This is a genomic window from Trichlorobacter thiogenes (genome assembly GCF_900167465.1).
In the GTDB taxonomy this organism is placed as follows: domain Bacteria; phylum Desulfobacterota; class Desulfuromonadia; order Geobacterales; family Pseudopelobacteraceae; genus Trichlorobacter; species Trichlorobacter thiogenes.
Genome location: NZ_FUWR01000003.1, coordinates 38448 through 58917 on the forward strand (window position 1 = coordinate 38448; position 20470 = coordinate 58917).

The following is a 20470-nucleotide window of genomic DNA, read 5'->3' on the forward strand; positions in this document are numbered from 1 at the left end:
TCATCACAATAGCAATGTTACGTTCTTGTAACACTATACCCATGAACAATCTATCAGGCATCGGCCAGCATATTCTGGAAAACATGGTTGACGGCATCATTTTTGCCGATGCCAATGACTGTATCAGCTTTGTTAACCCCGCCGCTGAAAAGATCAGAGGGATCAAGGCCCATAACTTCATCGGCCGTACCATCCTTTCAATTCATTCCCCCACGACATCCAAACGGATAAAAGTCTTACTTGAAAAAATGCGGGACGGCTCCCTTAAGCAGGCCCGACGGGTAATTGAAGTAAAAGGACGCTATTTTGAAAACAGCTACTACCCGGTAACTGGCCCTGATGGCACATACCTGGGAACGCTGATGATCAGCCGTGATATTACCGACCATCAACAGTTACAGAATGAAAACCTGTCTCTGAAGCAAAGGATGGCCTGCGCCAGTTTCAGCGGATTTATCAGCATCAGCGCAAGCATGCTGCCGGTATTTCAGACCATTGGTGCGGTTGCCGGTCTTGAATCAACGGTGCTTATTTCCGGTGAAAGTGGTACCGGCAAGGAGCTGGTTGCTGCAGCCATTCATCGAAACAGCCCTCGCAAGGAACGTCCGATGGTTACCGTTAACTGTGCGGCCCTGCCGGAACATCTGGTTGAATCAGAACTGTTCGGCTACCAGCGGGGGGCCTTTACCGGTGCAATCAGCAATCACCGTGGAAAATTTGAACAGGCAGACCGCAGCACCATCTTTCTGGATGAGGTAGGTGACCTGCCGCTGAATGCCCAGGCCAAACTGCTTCGGGTGCTACAGGAAAGAACCGTGAGTCGCCTGGGGAGCGAAAAAGATATTCCGATAGATGTGCGGATCATTGCAGCAACCAATCGCAACCTGAAGCAAATGGTGGAAGACGGGCTGTTTCGGGAAGACTTGTACTATCGCCTGCATGTCATCCTGCTGGCGGTTCCGCCGCTGCGGGAACGACGCGAAGATATCCTGCCGATGGCTGAATATTTTGTGAAAAAATTCAGTGACCGGATGGAGCGTCCTTTGCTCAGTATTTGTGAGTCTACCAGGGCGGTCCTGCTTTCCTACGAGTATCCCGGTAACGTCCGCGAGCTGGAGCATGCTATTGAGCGGGCTGTGGCGCTCTGCCCTGGCGACTGCATCTCACCGGCAGATCTGCCTGATCAGTTTGTGGCGGCCAGGAGTGCCGGTGGCCCAGACTGGCAGAATCCCTTGGCAGCTCGCCCCTCTCAGCAGTACCTGCCAGATGATGTTGACCCGCCTACACTGGCCAATGCCCGTGAAGAGTCTGAGCGACGATTGATTCTGGATGCGCTGACTCGAACCGGTGGCCGCAAGGCTGAAGCAGCAAAACTCCTTAATATCTCGCGCAAGACCCTCTGGGAAAAGATGAAGCTCGTTAACCAGTCGTAACGTTTTTATCTGAACGTTACCTGCAGGTAACGCAAATCCACCCCCACCATCCCTCTCATCAGCAAAAACACAAATAAAAACGAATGACATTAGAGCCTTACACGCCTTGCTCATCCTTGGCACGTCTTCTGTATAAGCATCCAGATAATCTGTTGACTGTCCTTGGGCGCAGGGAGCCAGTACCGCCCTACAACCGTATCCGTACAAGACCATGAGGTGAGTATGCCGATTTCAGGGGTGGTAGTAAGTTGCAGACCAGGCAGGGAAGCCGAGGTTGCGGAGCAGGCCAGGCTTGTGCCTGGCGTAGAGGTTCATGGGACATTGCCCAATGGGCAGCTGGTTGCCGTGATTGAGGCGGCCTCTGTACATACCGAAGTGGACCTTGCCTCGCAACTGGAACAGCTTGACGGGGTCATTAGTGTGCAGGTGGCGTACCATAATTTTGAAGATGTCGTCCAACAAGGAGGCGCAGATGGAACTGACGAGGCGTGATTTCCTGAAGGCCAGTGCGGCAGCAGCCGCCTTTGCCGCAGCCGGGGCTCCGGGGCTTGCCCCCCGTTTGGCTTCTGCTGCCGATGACAAAGGGATCAAGTGGGGTAAGGCCCCCTGTCGGTATTGCGGCGTTGGCTGCTGCGTGCTGGTGGGTGTCAAGGACGGCAAGATCGTTGCCACCAAGGGCGATCCGGCCGGCCCAGTCAACAAGGGACTCAACTGTATCAAGGGCTACTTTCTCTCCAAGGCGCTCTACGGCAAAGACCGCCTGACCCATCCATTGATCCGTAAAGGCAACAAGATGGTCAAGGCCAGCTGGGATGAAGCACTTAACCTGATTGCCTCAAAGTACAAGGAAGCGATCGCCAAGACCGGACCTGATTCAGTTGCCATCTATGGTTCTGGTCAATGGACCGTGTTTGAAGGCTACACGGCATCCAAGCTGTTCAAGGGAGGGATCGGCACCAACAATATTGAACCAAACGCCCGGCTCTGCATGGCCTCCGCCGTGGCCGGTTTTATGAGTACCTTCAACTCCGATGAGCCGATGGGCTGCTACGATGATCTTGATCTTGGTGACACCTACATCCTGTGGGGCGCCAACATGGCAGAGGCCCACCCGGTCCTCTTCTCCCGTCTGATCGACAACAAGCTAAAGAACAAAAAAGTAAAAATTATCGACATAGCTACCCGCAAAACCCGTACTACCCAGATGGCCGATGAGTACATCCCGATGTATCCCCAGGGAGATCTGGCCGCAGTGAATGCCATTATCCATGTCATCCTGCGGGACAAGCTCTACGATGAGGCCTTTGTCAAACAGCACGTCAACTTCAAACGAGGCACAGAAAATCAGCCCTACGGCCTGAAAGACAAAGAAAACGCAAAAGAAGAACCCAAACCACTTACCTTTGACGAATACAAAACCCTGATGAAGCCGATGACCCCGGAATGGGCTGAAAAGCTGTCCGGCATTCCAGCTAAAAAAATTGAACAGCTGGCCCATATCTATGGCGACAAATCCCGCAAGGTTAATTCGCTCTGGACCATGGGGGTTAATCAGCATGTCCGTGGGACCTGGGTTAACAACCTGATCTATAACATCCACCTGTTGACCGGCAAGATCTGCAAGCCGGGCGAGAACCCGCTCTCCTTGACCGGACAGCCTTCTGCCTGCGGCACCGCCCGTGAAGTAGGCACCTTTTCCCACCGCCTGCCAGCTGACATGGTGGTGATGAACGAGGCGCACCGCAAGAAAACTGCCGAGATCTGGGGGATTGACCCTAAGAAGATCTCGCCAAAACCAGGCCTGCATACGGTTGAGATGTTCCGCGCCATTGACCGGGGGGAATTGAAGTGCATCTGGATTCAATGCACCAACCCGTTCCAGTCCATGCCCAACCTTTCCCGCTACCGCAAGGCGGCCCAGGCCCGCAAGGCATTCATTGTGGTCTCTGACATCTATCCAACCAAATCCACTGAAGTTGCTGATGTAATCCTGCCTTCAGCCAGCTGGGTCGAGAAGGAGGGCGTCTTTGGCAACACTGAACGCCGTACCCAGCAGTGGTTCAAGATGGTGGAACCACCTGGCGAGGCCAAGGAAGATACCTGGCAGCTGATTGAATTTGCCAAGCGGATTGGCCACGGCGGACTGTTCCCCTACAGCCAGAAGAATTTTTACAAAGAGATGTGGGAAGAGTACCGCAAATTCACGGTCGGCACCGGCAAAGACCTTGCCCCCTATGAGACCTATTTCAAGGTTCGTGGCCTGCGTTGGCCGGTCAAGAGCAATGGCCAGGAAACCCGCTGGCGTTACACTGAAGTAGATGATCGCTACGTCAAAAAGGGAGAAGGGGTGAAGTTTTACAAGGGTGTAGGTGGCAAGGCCAACGTCTGGTTCCGCCCCTACGAGCCACCAGCAGAGAGCCCGGACAAAGAGTACCCGTTCTGGTACTGCACCGGTCGGCTACTGGAACATTGGCATACCGCCACCATGACTGGACGGGTGCCGGAACTGCGTCGGGCCATGCCAGGGGCAACCCTTGAGATCCACCCGGAAGATGCCGCCCGTTTAGGGATCAAAAACCGCGACAAAGTCAAGGTAAGTTCCCGCCGTGGTTCCCTTGTACTTACCGCCGAGATTAATGGCCGTGGCAAGCCGGAAAAAGGCAACGTCTTTACCACCTTCTTTGACGAAACCAAGTTGATCAATGACCTCTGTATTGATGCCTTTGATCCGATCTCCAAAGAACCGGACTTCAAGAAATGCGCGGTTAAAATCGAGAAAGCGTAATGCATTTTCAACGCAAAGACGCAGAGGCGCAAAGAAAATTAAATAAATACGGTTTTCAGCTGTTCTCTCTGCATCTCTGTGTCTCTGCGTTAAGAAAGTATTTTGTATGCATTCTGACTCAAAAAATTCCGGCATCAGCCGCCGCCTGTTTCTGAAGGGCAGCATCCTTACGCCGTTGGCCCTGGCGCTGGGTGGTGCCGCCATCTCGGCGGTGTATCTCCGCCCGGCTCAGGCACGGGGCTTCTATCTTCGCCCTCCGGGAGCAATTCAGGAAACCCGCTTTCTGGCAGCCTGTGTCAAATGCGGCAAGTGCGCTCAGGCCTGCCCCTACAAATCAATCATCATGGCTGGGGGTGAGGCCGGTGTCGGAATCGGAACCCCCCACATCATCCCACGGGAGACCCCCTGTTACCTCTGTACTGACCTGCCCTGCGTCAAGGCCTGCCCAAGCGGGGCGCTGGATAAACGGCTGACCGAGGTGGAAAAAATACAGATGGGGACAGCCGTCATTGTTGATCGTGAAGGATGCCTCTCAATTCGGGGGCTGCGCTGTGAGGTCTGCTACCGTCAGTGCCCGTTGATAGACAAGGCGATCACCATTGAGCCGCGCCACAACACCCGCACAGGTGAGCACACAATTATGGAGCCGGTGATCCACAAGGATAAATGTGTCGGCTGTGGCATCTGTGAAAAGGTCTGTGTGCGGGAAACTCCCGTCATTGCGGTGCAAAAACGGATACAGGAACAGAAAGATTCCTATGAATTTTAAGCGCTGGACCATAGCCCGTCATACGGTGCAGCTGCTGATGATTGCCCTGCTGGCCTCCCCCTTGGCCGGTCTGGCAATCTTCAGGGGCAACCTGGCAGCTGCAGAGCTGCTGGGATTGCCTCTTGCTGATCCACTGGCTTTTTTACAGGCGACCCTGGGTGGACTGGTCTTTGTCGTTTCCTATCTACTCAGTACTCTGGCCGTGGTCGCTTTTTATTTCCTGCTGGGTGGACGAACATTCTGCGGCTGGGTCTGCCCGGTGGGGCTGATTACGGAACTTGCTGACAAGCTGCGCAAAAAACTGGGAACCGGGGCTACGGTTCTGCCCCTAAACCTCAATCGCTGGAGCTTACTGCTGGTGCTGGCAGTGGTGACCATCACCGGTATTCCGCTTTTTGAGGTGGTCTCTCCCATCGGGATCATCAACCGGGCAGTTGTCTTCGGTTCGCTCCTGCCCCTGCTGTTGGTGGCAGCCATCCTGCTGACAGAGCTGCTGGTTGCCCGGCGGGTTTGGTGCCGTTCACTCTGCCCTTTGGGAGGATTCTATAGTCTGCTAGCAGGAGCAAGCCCGCTACGGATCGGATTTATTGCTGAACGCTGTACGCACTGCAACGACTGCCTCAAGGTCTGTCCGGTGGAAGAGGTGCTGCAACCCTCGTTGGAACTGAATCAACCCCAGGTGGCTGCTGGAGACTGCACTCGCTGCATGGCCTGTCTTGATGCTTGTCCGTCAAAGGCGCTCACTATTTCCGTTGGTTATCACTCACGTTCAAAAGACACAACAGACCCCCACAAAGGAGGCCGATGATGAAACGCTTTGCACAGCTTGTATCCCTGATTTTCTGCTTGCTGCTGCTGGTTTTAACCCCTGTCTATGCCGATGATCAGCCTGAGCCCAATCTGGCTGCCGATGCAGTGAAGGCGGAAAAGCATCCACCGGTTATACCTCACGGTGTGCAGGATGATGCCGATGGGGCTACCTGCAATGGCTGCCATACCGGCAGCCTGAAGATGGCACCCCACCCTGATCGACTGAACTGCACCCAGTGCCACGTACCGGGTGAGGTTAAAAAGGCGGTTAAAAAGGGGAGTAAAAAAGGGAACAAAAAGTAACCGACCGATCAGGCTGAGCTGTTTTAAAGCTGCTGAGTATCCATCGAGACCACTAGATTGGTGTTTCGACATATCATTTTAACAAGTAAGAGGGGGGGTGAAGGGATGGGATCTTTTTTAAGTGGTAAACGACTGCAAATTGCTGTCATTGCCGCTATCTGCGCAGTGTTGTTTGGTGTTTTCCTGTTGTTGGGTCCACCACAACTGCTGGCAAAGTCTGAATCTCCGGACTTTTGTGCCAGCTGCCATGTCATGGAAGCCCAGCACACTGCGTTCATGCACTCCGGTGCACACCGGCGCAACAAATGTGTTGATTGCCACCTGCCCAACGATGGCATTGCCATGCACTACATCTGGAAATCCATCGACGGCATGAAAGACGTACTGTTCTTCTACTCCGGCAAGGTTCCGGAGAAGATCACGCTGTCTGAGCATGGCGCCAAGGTGGTCAAGGCCAACTGCATCAGATGCCACAGCACACTGGTGTCACAGATGGATACCTCGCGTGACTGCTGGAAATGTCACCGCCGTATAACCCACACCGGTGTCGGCAGTATAGAGACCAACTAACCCACCCACAACCACCCAGGAGGATTGAGTATGAGAATAAGAATGAAACTGCTTGCAACCCTCATGGCAGCTGCCCTGTGCGGCTTCATGACAACCGCCTGCGCACCACCCAAGGCTGAAAAGGCAACAATCGCCCCGATTCCTGATGGCACGATTGATCCTGCTGTCTGGGGTAAAAACTACCCTGAAGAGTACGAGACCTGGAAGAAAACTGCCGAAGCCACTCCGGAAGGTAAGAGTAAATACAAAAAAGGCAACGACGGCGGCAAGGTCTATGACAAGCTGTCCGAATATCCCTTTATCGCCCTGCTGTTTAACGGTTGGGGCTTTGGTATCGAGTACAACGAGCCACGCGGCCACGTTCACATGATGAAGGACCAGAAAGAGATCGACCCTTCACGCCTGAAGGGTGGCGGGGCCTGCCTGACCTGTAAAACCCCCTATGCACCGCAACTGGCCCAGAAGCAGGGCGTTACCTACTTCTCACAGTCCTATGCCGATGCGGTCAATCAGATCCCCAAAGAGCATCAGGAGATGGGCGTCGCCTGTATCGACTGCCACAACAACAAAGATATGAGCCTGAAGATCTCCCGTGGCTTTACCCTGTCCAAGGCCCTGGACAAAATGGGAGTCGATCAGACCAAGCTGACCAACCAGGACAAGCGCTCCCTGGTCTGTGCCCAGTGCCACGTCACCTACACCATCCCCAAAGATGCCAACATGAAGTCACAGGATGTCTTCTTCCCCTGGGATGAAAGCAAATGGGGCAAGATCAGCATTGAAAACATCATCAAGAAGATGCGCAGCGACAAGTCCTACGGAGAGTGGACCCAGGCCGTAACCGGTTTCAAGATGGCCTACATCCGTCACCCTGAGTTTGAGATGTATTCCAACCAGAGCGTACACTGGATGGCTGGTGTTTCCTGTGCAGACTGCCACATGCCGTACACCAAGGTGGGCAGCAAGAAGATCTCTGACCACCGGATCATGAGCCCGCTCAAGAACGACTTTAAAGGCTGCAAGCAGTGCCACAGTGAAACCTCTGAATGGTTGAAGAATCAGGTTATTACCATTCAGGACCGTGCTGCATCCCAGTACATCCGCTCCGGCTATGCCCTGGCCACCGTTGCCAAGCTGTTTGAACTGACCCACAAGCAGCAGGCAGCAGGCAAGCAGGTAGATCAGAAACTGTACGACCAAGCCAAGTTCTACTACGAAGAAGGTTTCTATCGTAACCTGTTCTTTGGCGCCGAGAACTCCATCGGTTTCCACAATCCGACCGAAGCGATGCGTATCCTTGGTGATGCAACCATGTTTGCCGGCAAGGCCGACGGTCTGTTGCGCCAGGCACTGACCAAGGCCGGTGTGGATGTGCCGGTGAAGATTGATCTGGAGCTGGCCAAGTACACCAACAACCGTGGAGCCAAGAAGCTGATGTTCAAGCCTGAGCAGGAGTTGAAAGACCCCTACGGCGAAATGAAGTAATTTTTGAAGTAGCTCAGGGTAGCGTAAGCAACAACACTAACCTGAAACAACGGGCTGCCGGATGATTCCGGCAGCCCGTTGTACTATGGCATCATAAAGCGAAAAGACAATCACACCAGACTAAGACACGATCTCCTTAACCTCCCGAATAATCTCAACCTGCCGCTGAAAGACATACTGTGAGATCTGACGTTCAAGCAGCTTTTCCGGGTTGATGGCAAACCGGTAGCTGTAGGGAGAACGATCCCCGTTAATAGTGACCAACGTTGCTGGAATACTGATTGGGATAGGTTGACCGGTTTCAGGGCTTAGCAGGGTAAACTGCGCCGTGGTTTCTACACCTGTTTCCAGCGGGCAGGTATAGTCAATCACGACACCAAAGCCGGACAGAGAGAGATCAGTTAATCTCCCTTCAACAACTCCTTGGGATGAGGTAATCGCCACATTCACCGGAGCATCCACCTCTACCCTGACAAAGCTCCGGCGCTCTGCCATGATCTCTACGTAGGAAAATTTCACAAAGGTTGCGGCCCTTTTCCTGACATTGACATACTGGGCCTGGGCAAACAGGTCATGTTTAAAAAGTGGACTGCGAATAAAGGTGGAGCGGGCCTGTTCAATGGTAAAGGCCTGCATTTCCTGCACATCCAGATCAACAACACCCCTGCTGATGGAGGCGATGGTTGCCGGATAGGAAAGCGGAATCCCCTTGTAATAATTGATCAGTTTAAGGGGTTTCTTGATATTTGCCTCCAGAATGGCAAGGATCTCAACCTGATCATCATCAAAATTTTTCTGAATGCGAGTGCTAAAGAGGTCAGTACTGGTCATGAGATACCTATTACCGGAGTGTGCTGTTTATCATAGTCTCTAGCAGGGTAAAAGAGCTGCTAGGCGCAGGCGGCCTGCATGTCTGCTTCAAGCGTCATCAGGGCATTTTCATCAATGTGTAACGCCAGAATTTCTGAGTTCGCATCCGACGGCTGAACCAGCCGTGGATAGAGGTTCAGGTTGTATTGCATACTATTGAAATTAACCAGCCGGACTATGGCCAGCAGCGTATCAGAGGCATCAAAGATATCTGCATGATGGTGGGCTGCGATAGCACAGTACACGGGAGGGATATCCCAGTGATTCATGATGCGGACCCCTTGCTCCACATGCATATCTGAAAACACATCCAACAGGGTCTCAAGATCAAGATCCAGTTCGATCTCCCGGGCTTGCCAGATCCGCTCCATCGCCTTAAGCAGGTAGAGCTTGCCGATATCATGCAGCAGGCCGGCCAGATAGGCCTGATCTGCCAGTTCACGATGACCACTGCTGATGGCAAGAGAGCGGCAGCCCAGCGCGCAGGCGTGGGAGTGCAGCCAGAGATCACGCATGACCGCATTTACTATGGAAAGCTCTGAGGTATGCAGAGCGGCCTGCGAGGCTGCCATTGCCAGGCTGGTGATCTGCTTGCTCCCCAGACGATTGACGGCATCCTTAATGGTTTCAGAGCGGGTACGTCCCACGTAGGCCGATGAATTGGCCATCCTGAGCACCTGAATGGCAAGCGCCTGGTCCTTCTGGATAATTTCAGTAACCCGATCAATCTCTACGGTGGGGTCAGTCAACAACTGGAGCAGTTCCAGAGCAACCGGATTAAATACCGGTAGTTCAATCGGCTGCAGGCAGATCTGGTAGCGAAGATCAAGTGAGAATCCCATATCTATCCCCTTAGGAAGACCTGCAGCCAGACAGATTGGCCACACGATCCCGAAACAACAGTGCCTGATAAACTCAGATATTATAACCACTTTAAACTAGTTTAATTGAATCAAAACATATCATTACACTATTATCCCACGTAATGTGAACTAAATATGCCCTGTTGTTTCAGATTACCTGAAACTGTTGGTAACCACAGGACAAAAAAAAACGGGCAGCCCCCTTGCTGGAGCTGCCCGTTTTTACTGAAAATCAGATAGGTATATCAATACCCTATCCCGGCTGCCTGTATACTGGCTGGATCACTGGCATGGCAGGGGGTAACCCCATAGACCATACCGCATTCTGGGCAACGATCTTCCATGGTCTTCATCAGGAAGGTTGTGCCGCATCCTTCGCAGACCAGCCGGGTCTCAACCGGCATAGCCATTGCGCTGTATCCCATCATCCGCAGCTTATCAACCACTCCTGCTCCACCACCAAAACTTCCATCACATCCCTGATGCATGTTCGTATCTCCTTTTCTCTGTTTTATAGTTCCTCTAATGTTTCCCCAAACCTGATCCTGTTGCGCAGGGCCAGCAGGGTATTATCCAGCTCTTCCAGTCTGGATAGATTCTTCCGTTCAGCGTCGCTTGATGCAATGATCTTGGCAATGCCGCCGTTTTTGATCACCAGTCGTTTGTCCCCCATCAGCGCCAGAATCGGGTCATGGGTGGCCATCAGGATAATCTTTTCCTGCTTCACCAGCAGTTCCAGTGCCTTTTTACGATCAATACCGGCGTTCTCAATCTCATCAATCAGCACAATCGGTGATTTGCTCAAAATCGCCATGTCAGCAATCATCAGGGCACGGGACTGACCGCCGCTTAAGGAGGTAACCGGTGTATCCGGTTTAAACTGCTCACCGGCCAGCTGATTGGCCTGTTCCAGAATCCGTGCCACCTTTTCTTCCGGGTCAGGCACCAGACGGCTTTCCGCATGCATCCGCACAAACTCCTCAGCGGTCAGGTCCATTACAAAGTTCATGTTCTGGGAGAGCTGGGCCACCAGTTTATGCTCGGTTGAAAAGCGCCATTTATTGTCCGGCACACCGCCATTGATCAGGATCTTGCGTTTGGTGGGGGTATCCCCCTGAGCCACCCACTCAATATCCGCCAACAGGCGACTCTTGCCGGAACCGGTGGGACCGACAATACAGATCACTTCACCCGGCTTCAGCGTCAGCTCCAGCTGTTCAGCACTACCGGTCTTATCAAAACCACCGATAATGGTCAGTGATTCCACCTTTTCAGCAGCCTCATCCAGGGCCAGCATACCGGCCATAAAATCATGCAGGCTCTGTTGCAGCTGTTCCTGACTGATCCCCAGATCAAGCAGATGATCCGGGTCAAGCCTGTCCAGATACTGTTGCAGGGTCTGCTCTGTGGCCTGTAGCTGCAGGCCGAATGAGCCGAAGAAATCCTCCAACCAGGGATAGTCGGCCAGCAACTGCTTTAAGGGCTGTAATACTAGATCTTGGTAGTGCATGGTCAAGACTCCATCTTTCTGACGTTTCCTGTCTGATATTCATCACCGATCCTTGTTTCACCAAGACAGTAGGAGCAGAGCGCTGACGGCATGGAGAAGCGCAGCCGCATCCCTTTCAGGGTCTCAATATCCGAGGCCTCTTCAAACAGAGAGGTCAGTTCAAAGGCCCCCTGGCCGGTAATACCGTTGATGTTCATGATCACGGCACCGGGGTTGACCTGCTTGACCCGTGAGGCAAACACCTCCCGCTCGGCCTGGGAGACGATATCTCCCTTGGTGATCACCACGATATCGGCTGATTTCAGCATCGGCCCGATCTTACGGGGGGTGTTGATGCCGCTTAAGTTATCAATCACGCAGACCGCTGTAATATCCTTGATATGGGGAGAACAACGGTTGCAGAGACCGGCTGATTCGCTGATCAGAAAATCGCAATCGTTCTCCACCCCCCAGCTGACGCAGGCCTCGATATTACTGACAAAGTAGTGGTCCGGACACTGGGAGCCAGAAAGCCCCTTCTTGACCAGCACCCCTTTCTTGGCGTAGCTCAGGTCATCTTCCGTCATCAGGCAGTCATACTTGACTACCCCGATCTTTTTCTGTTTGGCCTGTAGCGCCTCAATCACCCTCAGAATTACGGAAGTCTTGCCTGATGATGGTGGGCCGGATACGGTTAGAAAGTGCATGGTTGTTCTCCTTGTACTTCAAAAATCAAAGGCAATGGCACGCGGATGACGCTGATCTTGGCGGATTAACGCGGATAAAGAAGGTTTTTGGAATTGATCCTTGTCTTTATCTGCTTTCTTTATTGTATGTTTAAAAATCTGTGTAAATCAGCTCAATCCGCGTTATCCGCGTGCTATCATCATGGCCTTTTATCATTAATCTGCATTCATCGCTTCTTCAAACAGCCCTACCGTGTACCTGATTTGAGCTGCGATATCATGGCTGTAGAGGTAGTCCCAGCCAACCCACTGCCAGGGGTGCTGCTCCGGCAGCTGGTTCTCCACCTCGGGGTTCAGAGCCGGGAACAACCCACGGTTGGTCAGGGTATCTCCCACCTCTTTACTGCACAGGAAGTCTGCAATCGGCTGCAACTTAGCCTGTTTATCAGCCTTGGCCAGCATAAAGATCGGGCTGATGATGGCGCCGTCTTCCGGCCAGACGATCTCCAGACTCTTGACCATGCCAGCCATCCGGCTGAAGAAGTAAGGGATGATGGTGACCGGTGGTTTTTCCTCTGCCACCCGCTGGGCATTCTTGATCATCTGGGCCGGGTGCATCGATTTCAGCATGCACCGTCCCAGCTTCCTGACCCCCTCATCACCATACATCTTGTGAATGGTGAGCAGGATCGCGTTGAACAGGTCAAAATCCCCCACCGGCAGGGCCACCTTCTGCTCAAATTCCGGTTTGAGGATATCTGCCCAGGTACGGGGCACCGGCAGGTCACCAAGTTCATCATGGTTGACCATGAAGGCAGACGGCACCACTGAAATCAGGCCATAGTGGCCTTTGGGGTCCTTCAGCTCAAGTCCGTCAAAGCTGCGGTTGATTGCGTCGCCGGTCAGGTCGGCAAAGACTCCCTGCTCCTTGAACTTGCCGATGGTGGCCGGATCAAAGAAGGTTTCAAAACCGGCTGAGACAAAGATGTCCGGCAGTTGGTCAGCGGCGGTAACCGTCTGGATATGCTCGTCCATCCAGGCCGAGCCGAGCGAGGCTGCCTCAAACTTGTAGCTGACCGTAACACCGCTCTCCCTGGTGTACTGTTCGATAAAGCGGTCAAATCCTTCCAGAAGCGGCAGCCGTACCGGGCAGGGCAGCAGGCCGGAGATGCTGATCTCGCTCTGCTCCTGCTGGGTCTGCTTCATGGTGACATCCACCTGGTTATGCTTTTCATCAACCTTCTGCTGCAGCAGCCCTAAAAAATTATCCAGATCATAGTTCTTGGTCAGGGCTGCCCGCTCCAGCTTCAGAAAACCACCAACACCGGCCAGCACCTTGGGGTCCTTCAAGTTCTCAAACCCGTTGGCCACCAGCACCTCCAATGTTTCCGGGTGCTGCTCCAGCAGTTCTTTTATGGTCATATCCTTCTGTATCCGATGTGCGCTCATGGCGTCCTCCTCGTTTAATCTGGTATCACCATAACCGGATCAATCTTCTTGCACATTGACTTGTATCAAAAAAACGCAAAAGAGACCAATACTGTCTCTTTTAATACTTGCCTGACCGGTACGATATGGTACAAGGAGTTGACCAACGAAAGGACTTTTTTCTATGCATACAAAACGGGTAGTTGTCATCGGTATGGGATTTGGCGGCGTCCGGGCAGCCCGAGCTCTGGCAGGCAGCGGACTTGACGTGCTGCTGATTGACCGCAACAACTATCACCTGTTTCAGCCCCTGCTCTATCAGGTGGCCAGCGCCGGTCTTGAACAGGAATCAATTGCCTATTCCATCCGCGCCATGGCCCGGCAATGGCCCAATGTCCGCTTCCACCTCACGGAAGTAACCGGCGTGGATTTTGATGCCAGAGAGGTGCAGACCACCAGCGGCCCGGTGGGTTATGACTATCTGATTATCGGCGCTGGCAGTGCCACTAATTTCTTCGGCCTCACCACGGTGCAGCAGTACGCCTATGACCTGAAGGAGCTTGAGGATGCGGAGGTACTGCGTAATCAGATCCTGAACTGCTTTGAGCAGGCGGTGACAGAACCGGACCCGGCCCGCAAACGGGCCTTGATGACCTTTGTGATTGTGGGTGGCGGACCAACCGGCGTTGAATTTGCCGGTGCCTTGATTGAGCTGGTTACCTATGTCCTGGCCAAAGACTATCCTGAGCTGGGCATCCATACCGCCCGGGTGGTGCTGGTGGAGGCCACCGACCGCCTGTTGGCAGCCATGCCCCAGGAGCTGGGGATGTATACCCTGCAGAAGCTGCGTAGTATGTGTGTTGAGGTACTGCTGAATGCCCAGGTGGTTGATGCGGATAACACGCGGGTGGTGCTGCACGATGGCGCGGTGATTCCAGCCCATACGCTGATCTGGTCAGCCGGTGTCAAGGCAGCGCCGCTAGCTGCAACCCTGCAAACAGCCCATGCCGGTGGTGGCCGTATTCCGGTGCAGCCTGACCTGACCCTGGCCGATCACCCGGAGGTGTATGTGGTGGGTGACATGGCCTGGCTGGAACAGGAAGGCAAGATCCTGCCGATGGTGGCTCCAGTGGCGATGCAGATGGGGGCCTATGCCGGTGCGGCTGTTCTGGCCAGAGAACAGGGAGAAACACCCGAACCGTTCTGTTACCACGACAAGGGCAGCATGGCCACCATTGGCCGTAATACCGCTGTTGCCACCGCCTTTGGACTAAACCTGAAGGGTTACCCGGCCTGGCTGGCCTGGCTGCTGCTGCATGTCTACTACCTGATCGGTTTCCGCAACCGGATTGTGGTACTGTTGAACTGGGTCTGGTACTACTGGTTCCATGAACGGCAAGTACGCTTAATTACCAGACGTAAGGCATCTGATTCACTTTAGCGATGAAATGGGCACTAAACCCAACCACCCCTGGCCCCTCCTATTTTAGGAGGGGCCAGGGGTGGTAAGGTGTCAGCTTGAACGCGGCCTGGAATAAGTAGGCTACCCTTTCGGCATGAAGACAAAAAAGGTCAGCGAAAGTGCCGCCAGCACCCACATACCGCCGGAGACCTCACGGGCCCGGCCGGTGCAGAGCTTGATCAGGGGATAAGAAAACAGGCCGACGGTCATCCCGACACCAATATTGAAGGTAAAGATCATCAGCGAGATGGTCAGGAAGGCTGGCATCAGCTCGGTAAGGTCATCAAAGTCCAGCCGGGTAACTGACTGGATCATCAGGGCGCCGATTACCACCAGGGCAATACCGGCGGCATAGCCGGGCACCATGGTAAAGAGCGGTGCAAAAAAGAGCGAAAGACCAAACAGCACTGCCACCACCAGCGCAGTAAAACCGGTGCGGCCTCCGGCGGCAATGCCGGCAGCTGATTCGATGTAGGCCCCGGTGGTGGTGGTTCCCAAAAGCGGCGCAAGGGTCGTTGCCACCGCATCGGCCAGCATCGGCCGCTCAATCTCCGGCAGGTTGCCGTTTGCATCCAGCAGATCAGCCCGCATGGAAAGGCCGATCAAGGTGCCGATGGTATCAAGAAAGGCCATCATAAAGATCACCAGCACCACCGGAAAGACACCGGGCTGCAGGGTTCCGGCAATATCAAGCTTCAGGAAAATCGGCTCAAGCGAGGGAGGCAGGCTGACCAGCGAGGTCGGCAGCTTTGTAAGCCCCAGCAGAACAGAACCGGTGGTTGTTGCCACAATGCCGTACAGCAGTGCTCCGTTTACTTTCCTTGCCATCAGCACCACGGTTAGCAAAAACCCGCCCGCAGCCAGCAGCACCGAACTCTGAGCAATATTGCCCAGCCTTACCGGCGCACCAGCCACTCCCAGCACCACCAGCCCGGTTTCATTCAGGCCGATAAAGGTCAGAAACAATCCGATCCCCACCGCGAAGGAGGCCTTGAGCGAGATCGGGATTGACTCAGCCAGCCATGAACGCACCTTGAGAAGCGTTAACAGGATAAAGACCAGACCGGCCCAGAAGACCGCCCCCAGGGCAATCTGCCAGGAATAACCCATCCCCTTCACCACCACAAAGGCGATAAAGGCGTTTTCTCCCATGTAGGGGGCAATGGCAAAGGGCCGCTTGGCCCAGAAGGCCATCATCAGACAGCCGATCATTGCAGCCAGAATGGTGGCGGTGACCTGGGCATCTTTGGGAATTCCGGCAACAGCAAGAATGGAAGGGTTGACCACCATGATATAGGCCATGGTCAGAAAGGTGGTGAGACCGGCCAGGGTCTCCTGGCGGTAAGAGGTGTTGTGATGATCAAACTCGAAGAAGAGCTTCATATCCTAGAGCCCCTTGACGGCGTAAACACCCGGCGCATTCCGCCACATATTTTCATAATCCAGACCATACCCGAACACAAAGCGATCCGGCAGTTCCAGACCGGTGAAATCGGCGCAATAGCCCGGCATGACTTTACGTTCATGCTGCTTGTTCACCAGCACGGCGGTCAGCACCTTTTTGGCACCACGGGCAAGGCATTCATCAGCCAGCGCCTTGAGCGTGACCCCTTCATCCAGAATATCATCCACCAACAGTACCGTACGACCTTCAACATCTGCATGAAACAGAGCCTTCCATTCCAGATCGCCGCCACTGGTTTGATGGCCATAGCGGGTGGCATGCAGGTAGCCAAGTTCAAGTGGAAAGGTGAGCCGGGTTAGAAGCTGGCCGGTGACAATCAAACCGCCGTTCATGATGCAGAAGACCATCGGATTCTTTTTGCCGATACTGGCCGTAATTGCATCGGCCATCCGGTCAAGAGCCGCCTCAACCGCTGTCCGGTCAGCCAGACAATCAGCCTCCTCAAGCACCTTTAACGCCTGATCATACTGCATGCCATTGTCCTCCCACGACCCTGATAATACCGGCGCTGTCCGGTACGGTTACGATAGCACCAAATCCGGCATCTGCAAGCAGTCCTGCCAGATCTTTGTCCTGACCTGCCCCTATCTCAAACAGCAGCCAGCCGCCGGGTTCCAGGTAGCCTGGAGCCTCTGAGACAAGCGCCCGATAGGCATCAAGGCCATCAACACCACCATCAAGGGCAAGACGGGGCTCAAAATCACGCACCTCTGGCTGGAGGGTGTCCAGATCAGCACGGGTAATGTAAGGGGGATTTGAGACAATCAGATCGAAACGTCGACCGGTAACCGGCTGGAAAAACGAGCCCAGCAGAAACTCTACCGCTGCATTATTCCGTTCAGCATTGAGTCGGGCAATGGCCAGTGCATCAGAGGAGAGGTCTACGGCGGTGATCTGCGCCTGGGGCAGACGATGGGCCAGTGAGATAGCAATACAGCCGGAACCGGTGCCGATATCCAGCACCGTGCGGGCCTGGGGGGCCTGCCGGACCGCTTCTTCCAGCAGGGTTTCAGTATCATAGCGGGGGATCAGGACATCTTTGGTAACAACAAACTCACGTCCGTCAAACTCCTGGTTGCCCAGGATATGCTGCAGCGGTTCACGCTTACCACGGCGGGCCACCATGCTGCGGTAAGCGGCCAGTTCACCATCCTGCAGCGGCTTGTCAAAGTTCAGGTAGAGCCCGATCCGGTCCAGACCGGTGGCCTCACACAGCAGCCACTCTGCCTCACGGCGGGCATTCTCCACCCCTTTTTCGGTCAGGTAACCGACCGTCCAGGTCAGGACCTTAAGGGTGGTCCAGGTCTCTGCCTCAGTAGACATGGGGGAGTTATGCTCCCTCTGATTGAGCCTTCAGTGCTTCCATCTGGTAGAAGGTACGCAGGGCATCGGTGATCTCTTCAATATCACCGGCCATGATGGAATCCAGCCGATAGAGGGTCAGGCCGATCCGGTGATCGGTCATCCTGCCCTGGGGGAAGTTGTAGGTACGAATCCGCTCTGAGCGGTCACCAGAACCAACCTGCTGTTTACGGTCTGCCGCCATTTTGGAATTCTGCTCCTGCAGGATGTTGTCCAGAATGCGGGTTTTCAGGACCTTCATCGCCTTGGCCCGGTTCTTGATCTGGCTACGTTCTTCCTGACAGGCCACCACGGTGCCGGTGGGGATATGGGTAATCCGCACCGCGGAATCGGTGGTGTTAACGTGCTGGCCACCGGCGCCGGAGGAGCGGTAGACGTCGATCTTCAGGTCATCCGGCCTGATATCAATATCAACATCCTCAGCCTCAGCCATAATCGCCACGGTACAGGCAGAGGTATGAATCCTGCCCTGGGCCTCGGTTTCAGGCACCCGTTGAACTCGGTGGGTACCGGATTCATACTTGAGCTTGGCAAAGACATCCTGCCCCTCAATGGAGGCGATCACCTCTTTGTAGCCGCCCCGCTCTGACTCGGAACAGGAGAGCATCTCCACCTTCCAGCGGTTTTTCTCGGCAAAGCGGGAATACATCCGAAACAGGTCGCCACTGAACAGGGCCGATTCGTCGCCACCGGTTCCGGCCCGGATTTCCAGAATAACGTCACGGGAATCGTTGGGGTCCTTGGGCAACAGCAGGATCTTGATCTCTGCATCAAGGCGCTCTTTTTCCTGGCTAAGACGGCTGATCTCTTCTTCAGCCATCTCCTTCATCTCAGGATCAGCCAACAGTTCCTGATTCTCTTCCAGCTCTTCCAGCACCTTCTTATAGCGACGGAACGCCTCAATCAAAGGGGACAGATCAGCATGCTCGCGGGAGAGCTTGCGGAACTCCGGCTGGTTGGCAATTACGGTCGGGTCAGACAGTAATGACTCCAGTTCCTGAAAACGGATCTCTAAATCCTGTATTTTGTCAAACATGCTCAAGGTTCCTCACACTACTAATCTGTCATCGGCATAACCGCCGTTCTCATCTAAAGCTTCTTTGACGGACCGGATCGCCACTTCAATCTGGTCATCATCCGGCTCACGGGTGGTCAGGCGTTGCAACGCCAGTCCAGGGGTAATCACCAGCTTCACCAGCGGATTCTGATCGTTCTTGGCGCTCCACTTCAGAAACTCATAGGAGATACCGGCAATCAGCGGCAACAGCACCACCCGCGACAACGCCTTGTAGACAAAGGGCCAGGCCTTGGGGATCAGAGAAAACACGCCGATACTGACCAGCATCACAATCAGCAGAAAGCTGGTGCCACAGCGGGGATGCAGACGGCTGAAGCTTTTCACCCGTTCAATCGTCAGCTCTGCGCCTGCTTCAAAGGCAAAAATAGTTTTATGTTCAGCACCGTGGTACTGAAAGACCCGCTGGATATCCTTCATCCGGGCAATGGACCAGATGTAGATCAGAAAGACGATCACCCGGATCACGCCATCCACCAGGTTAAAGATCACATTATGGTCACCGATAATCGGTACCAACAGCTTGGTCAGATACAGGGGCAGAAAGAAAAACAGGGCGATACCAAAGCCAAAGGCCACTGCCATGGTGCCGGCCAAGGCCCAGGAGGTCAGCTCCTCTTTCTTGCTTTCACCGTTCTCGTCAACCTCTTCCTCAAGCGCCTCATTGGCGGAAAAGTTCAGCGCCTTGATCCCCAGGATCAGCGAGGTAAACAGGGCAACCGCTCCACGCAGAATCGGCAGTTTCACAATCGGATACCGTTCTGAGAGGGGAGGCATCTGCTCCCGTTTGACCACGATCTCGCCGTTGGGACGTCTGACCGCAATGGCCATGGCCCGGGGGGCACGCATCATCACCCCTTCAAGTATGGCCTGACCACCGATATTGATTTTTTCCATTTAGCTAAGACTCCTGAACTGCTTACGCACCTGGGCCGTACGGCCACAGCAGAATTCACCTTCCGGGCAGGGGCCGGCAACACAGCCGGGACCTGCATCACGAAAAATGGTGGGGGCGGCTTGTTTGGCCAGTTTGAGCATCCCCACCGCCATGCTCCTGATCTCCCACTGGGCACGCATGCAGCAGCGTAGCTTGAAGAAATGCAGCAGTTCACGGGCATTCATGGTGATGATAACCTTGGTCTCAGTGGCATTGGGCAGCAGGTAACGGGCATCCTCAGGCTGCACCCCCATCTCCACCAGTTGTTTATAGGCCTGATGCACCACCCCGACCGTGAAGTCAAAGATCCGCTTTGCCTCTTCGTTGGAATCAATCGAGGGGGGAACCACCGCATCAAAGCGCTCAACATGGGAGACATAACGCTGGGATTGCTGGGAATAGGAGGCCACCCGGTGACGCACCAGCTGGTGGGAGGTGACCCGCGAGATCCCCTCAACCCCGAAGGTAAAGGAGGCATGTTCCAGCACCGAGTGGTGGCCAAGGGACATGATCTTGTCGATAAACTGGCGGATATCACCGCTACCGATCTTTTCCTTCAGCTCATCAAGGCCGGTGGGTGAATAACAGAGGCGTGCTGCCAGAGCAACGGTACGCTCAGGTTCAGGGGTATGATGTAATAGCTCTATATTCATAAAACCCTCGTATAGATACAAAAAG

At 54.2% G+C, this 20470-nt stretch carries 21 protein-coding genes; 9 read left to right on the forward strand and 12 right to left on the reverse strand.

Annotation, left to right across the window (positions count from 1 at the left end):
- The first annotated feature begins 41 nt into the window (after positions 1-41).
- The 8 genes from B5D39_RS04425 to B5D39_RS04460 all read left to right on the forward strand — a co-directional run bounded on the left by B5D39_RS04425 (position 42) and on the right by B5D39_RS04460 (position 8155).
- Positions 42-1433, forward strand: a complete 1392-nt coding sequence (locus tag B5D39_RS04425; protein WP_078789192.1) for a sigma-54 interaction domain-containing protein — start codon at positions 42-44, stop codon at positions 1431-1433.
- Positions 1434-1655: 222 nt separating this feature from the next.
- Positions 1656-1925 carry a chaperone NapD gene (locus tag B5D39_RS04430; RefSeq protein ID WP_078789193.1) on the forward strand — a complete coding sequence of 90 codons (270 nt, stop codon included), beginning with the start codon at positions 1656-1658 and terminating at the stop codon, positions 1923-1925.
- The gene (locus B5D39_RS04435) at positions 1906-4218 is read left to right on the forward strand and encodes a molybdopterin-dependent oxidoreductase (protein WP_078789194.1); all 2313 of its coding nucleotides are present in this window, start codon (positions 1906-1908) and stop codon (positions 4216-4218) included. Before B5D39_RS04430 ends, B5D39_RS04435 begins: the two co-directional genes overlap by 20 nt.
- A 106-nt stretch (positions 4219-4324) precedes the next feature.
- Positions 4325-4987, forward strand: coding sequence for a MauM/NapG family ferredoxin-type protein (locus B5D39_RS04440; RefSeq protein WP_078789195.1), 663 nt, complete (start codon positions 4325-4327; stop codon positions 4985-4987).
- Complete coding sequence (napH, locus tag B5D39_RS04445; protein ID WP_078789196.1) at positions 4977-5795, forward strand: quinol dehydrogenase ferredoxin subunit NapH; 819 nt, start codon at positions 4977-4979, stop codon at positions 5793-5795. Before B5D39_RS04440 ends, napH begins: the two co-directional genes overlap by 11 nt.
- A complete protein-coding gene (locus B5D39_RS04450; RefSeq protein WP_078789197.1) occupies positions 5795-6100 on the forward strand; it encodes a hypothetical protein in 306 nt (101 codons plus the stop codon). The genes napH and B5D39_RS04450 overlap by 1 nt, the downstream gene beginning before the upstream one ends.
- Before the next feature lie 105 nt (positions 6101-6205).
- Entirely contained in the window at positions 6206-6670 is a 465-nt protein-coding gene (gene nrfH / locus B5D39_RS04455) for a cytochrome c nitrite reductase small subunit (protein ID WP_078789198.1), read from the forward strand.
- A 42-nt stretch (positions 6671-6712) separates the two neighbouring features.
- On the forward strand, positions 6713-8155 hold the full coding sequence (locus tag B5D39_RS04460; RefSeq protein WP_078789199.1) for an ammonia-forming cytochrome c nitrite reductase subunit c552: 1443 nt from the start codon (positions 6713-6715) through the stop codon (positions 8153-8155).
- Between the two features lie 120 nt (positions 8156-8275).
- On the opposite strand, the gene B5D39_RS04465 is transcribed toward B5D39_RS04460, so the two are convergent.
- The 6 genes from B5D39_RS04465 to B5D39_RS04490 all read right to left on the reverse strand — a co-directional run bounded on the left by B5D39_RS04465 (position 8276) and on the right by B5D39_RS04490 (position 13512).
- Positions 8276-8986: a PilZ domain-containing protein gene (locus B5D39_RS04465; RefSeq protein WP_078789200.1), complete on the reverse strand. Its 711-nt coding sequence runs from the start codon at positions 8984-8986 to the stop codon at positions 8276-8278.
- 59 nt (positions 8987-9045) lie between these two features.
- On the reverse strand, positions 9046-9867 hold the full coding sequence (locus B5D39_RS04470; protein ID WP_078789201.1) for an HDOD domain-containing protein: 822 nt from the start codon (positions 9865-9867) through the stop codon (positions 9046-9048).
- Positions 9868-10133: 266 nt separating this feature from the next.
- The gene (locus B5D39_RS04475; protein WP_078789202.1) at positions 10134-10376 is read right to left on the reverse strand and encodes a hypothetical protein; all 243 of its coding nucleotides are present in this window, start codon (positions 10374-10376) and stop codon (positions 10134-10136) included.
- A gap of 23 nt (positions 10377-10399) precedes the next feature.
- Positions 10400-11398 carry an ATP-binding cassette domain-containing protein gene (locus B5D39_RS04480; protein ID WP_078789203.1) on the reverse strand — a complete coding sequence of 333 codons (999 nt, stop codon included), beginning with the start codon at positions 11396-11398 and terminating at the stop codon, positions 10400-10402.
- A gap of 2 nt (positions 11399-11400) precedes the next feature.
- Positions 11401-12084: a GTP-binding protein gene (locus B5D39_RS04485; RefSeq protein WP_078789204.1), complete on the reverse strand. Its 684-nt coding sequence runs from the start codon at positions 12082-12084 to the stop codon at positions 11401-11403.
- 195 nt (positions 12085-12279) lie between these two features.
- Positions 12280-13512 (reverse strand): ABC transporter substrate-binding protein, encoded by a 1233-nt coding sequence (locus B5D39_RS04490; protein ID WP_078789205.1) that lies wholly within the window; start codon positions 13510-13512, stop codon positions 12280-12282.
- 163 nt (positions 13513-13675) lie between these two features.
- On the opposite strand from B5D39_RS04490, the gene B5D39_RS04495 reads away from it, so the two are divergent.
- A complete protein-coding gene (locus B5D39_RS04495; protein WP_078789206.1) occupies positions 13676-14932 on the forward strand; it encodes an NAD(P)/FAD-dependent oxidoreductase in 1257 nt (418 codons plus the stop codon).
- A 102-nt stretch (positions 14933-15034) separates the two neighbouring features.
- On the opposite strand, the gene B5D39_RS04500 is transcribed toward B5D39_RS04495, so the two are convergent.
- The 6 genes from B5D39_RS04500 to thyX are packed head-to-tail and all read right to left on the reverse strand — an operon-like array spanning position 15035 to position 20445.
- Positions 15035-16336, reverse strand: coding sequence for an NCS2 family permease (locus B5D39_RS04500; RefSeq protein ID WP_078789207.1), 1302 nt, complete (start codon positions 16334-16336; stop codon positions 15035-15037).
- A gap of 3 nt (positions 16337-16339) precedes the next feature.
- Entirely contained in the window at positions 16340-16891 is a 552-nt protein-coding gene (locus B5D39_RS04505; protein WP_078789208.1) for a hypoxanthine-guanine phosphoribosyltransferase, read from the reverse strand.
- A complete protein-coding gene (gene prmC / locus B5D39_RS04510) occupies positions 16881-17741 on the reverse strand; it encodes a peptide chain release factor N(5)-glutamine methyltransferase (RefSeq protein WP_078789209.1) in 861 nt (286 codons plus the stop codon). The genes B5D39_RS04505 and prmC overlap by 11 nt, the downstream gene beginning before the upstream one ends.
- Positions 17742-17748: 7 nt before the next feature.
- Positions 17749-18816: a peptide chain release factor 1 gene (prfA, locus tag B5D39_RS04515; protein WP_078789210.1), complete on the reverse strand. Its 1068-nt coding sequence runs from the start codon at positions 18814-18816 to the stop codon at positions 17749-17751.
- A 12-nt stretch (positions 18817-18828) separates the two neighbouring features.
- Positions 18829-19752 carry a DUF1385 domain-containing protein gene (locus tag B5D39_RS16700; protein WP_139366676.1) on the reverse strand — a complete coding sequence of 308 codons (924 nt, stop codon included), beginning with the start codon at positions 19750-19752 and terminating at the stop codon, positions 18829-18831.
- On the reverse strand, positions 19753-20445 hold the full coding sequence (gene thyX, locus B5D39_RS16705; protein WP_139366677.1) for an FAD-dependent thymidylate synthase: 693 nt from the start codon (positions 20443-20445) through the stop codon (positions 19753-19755).
- Positions 20446-20470: the final 25 nt, after the last annotated feature.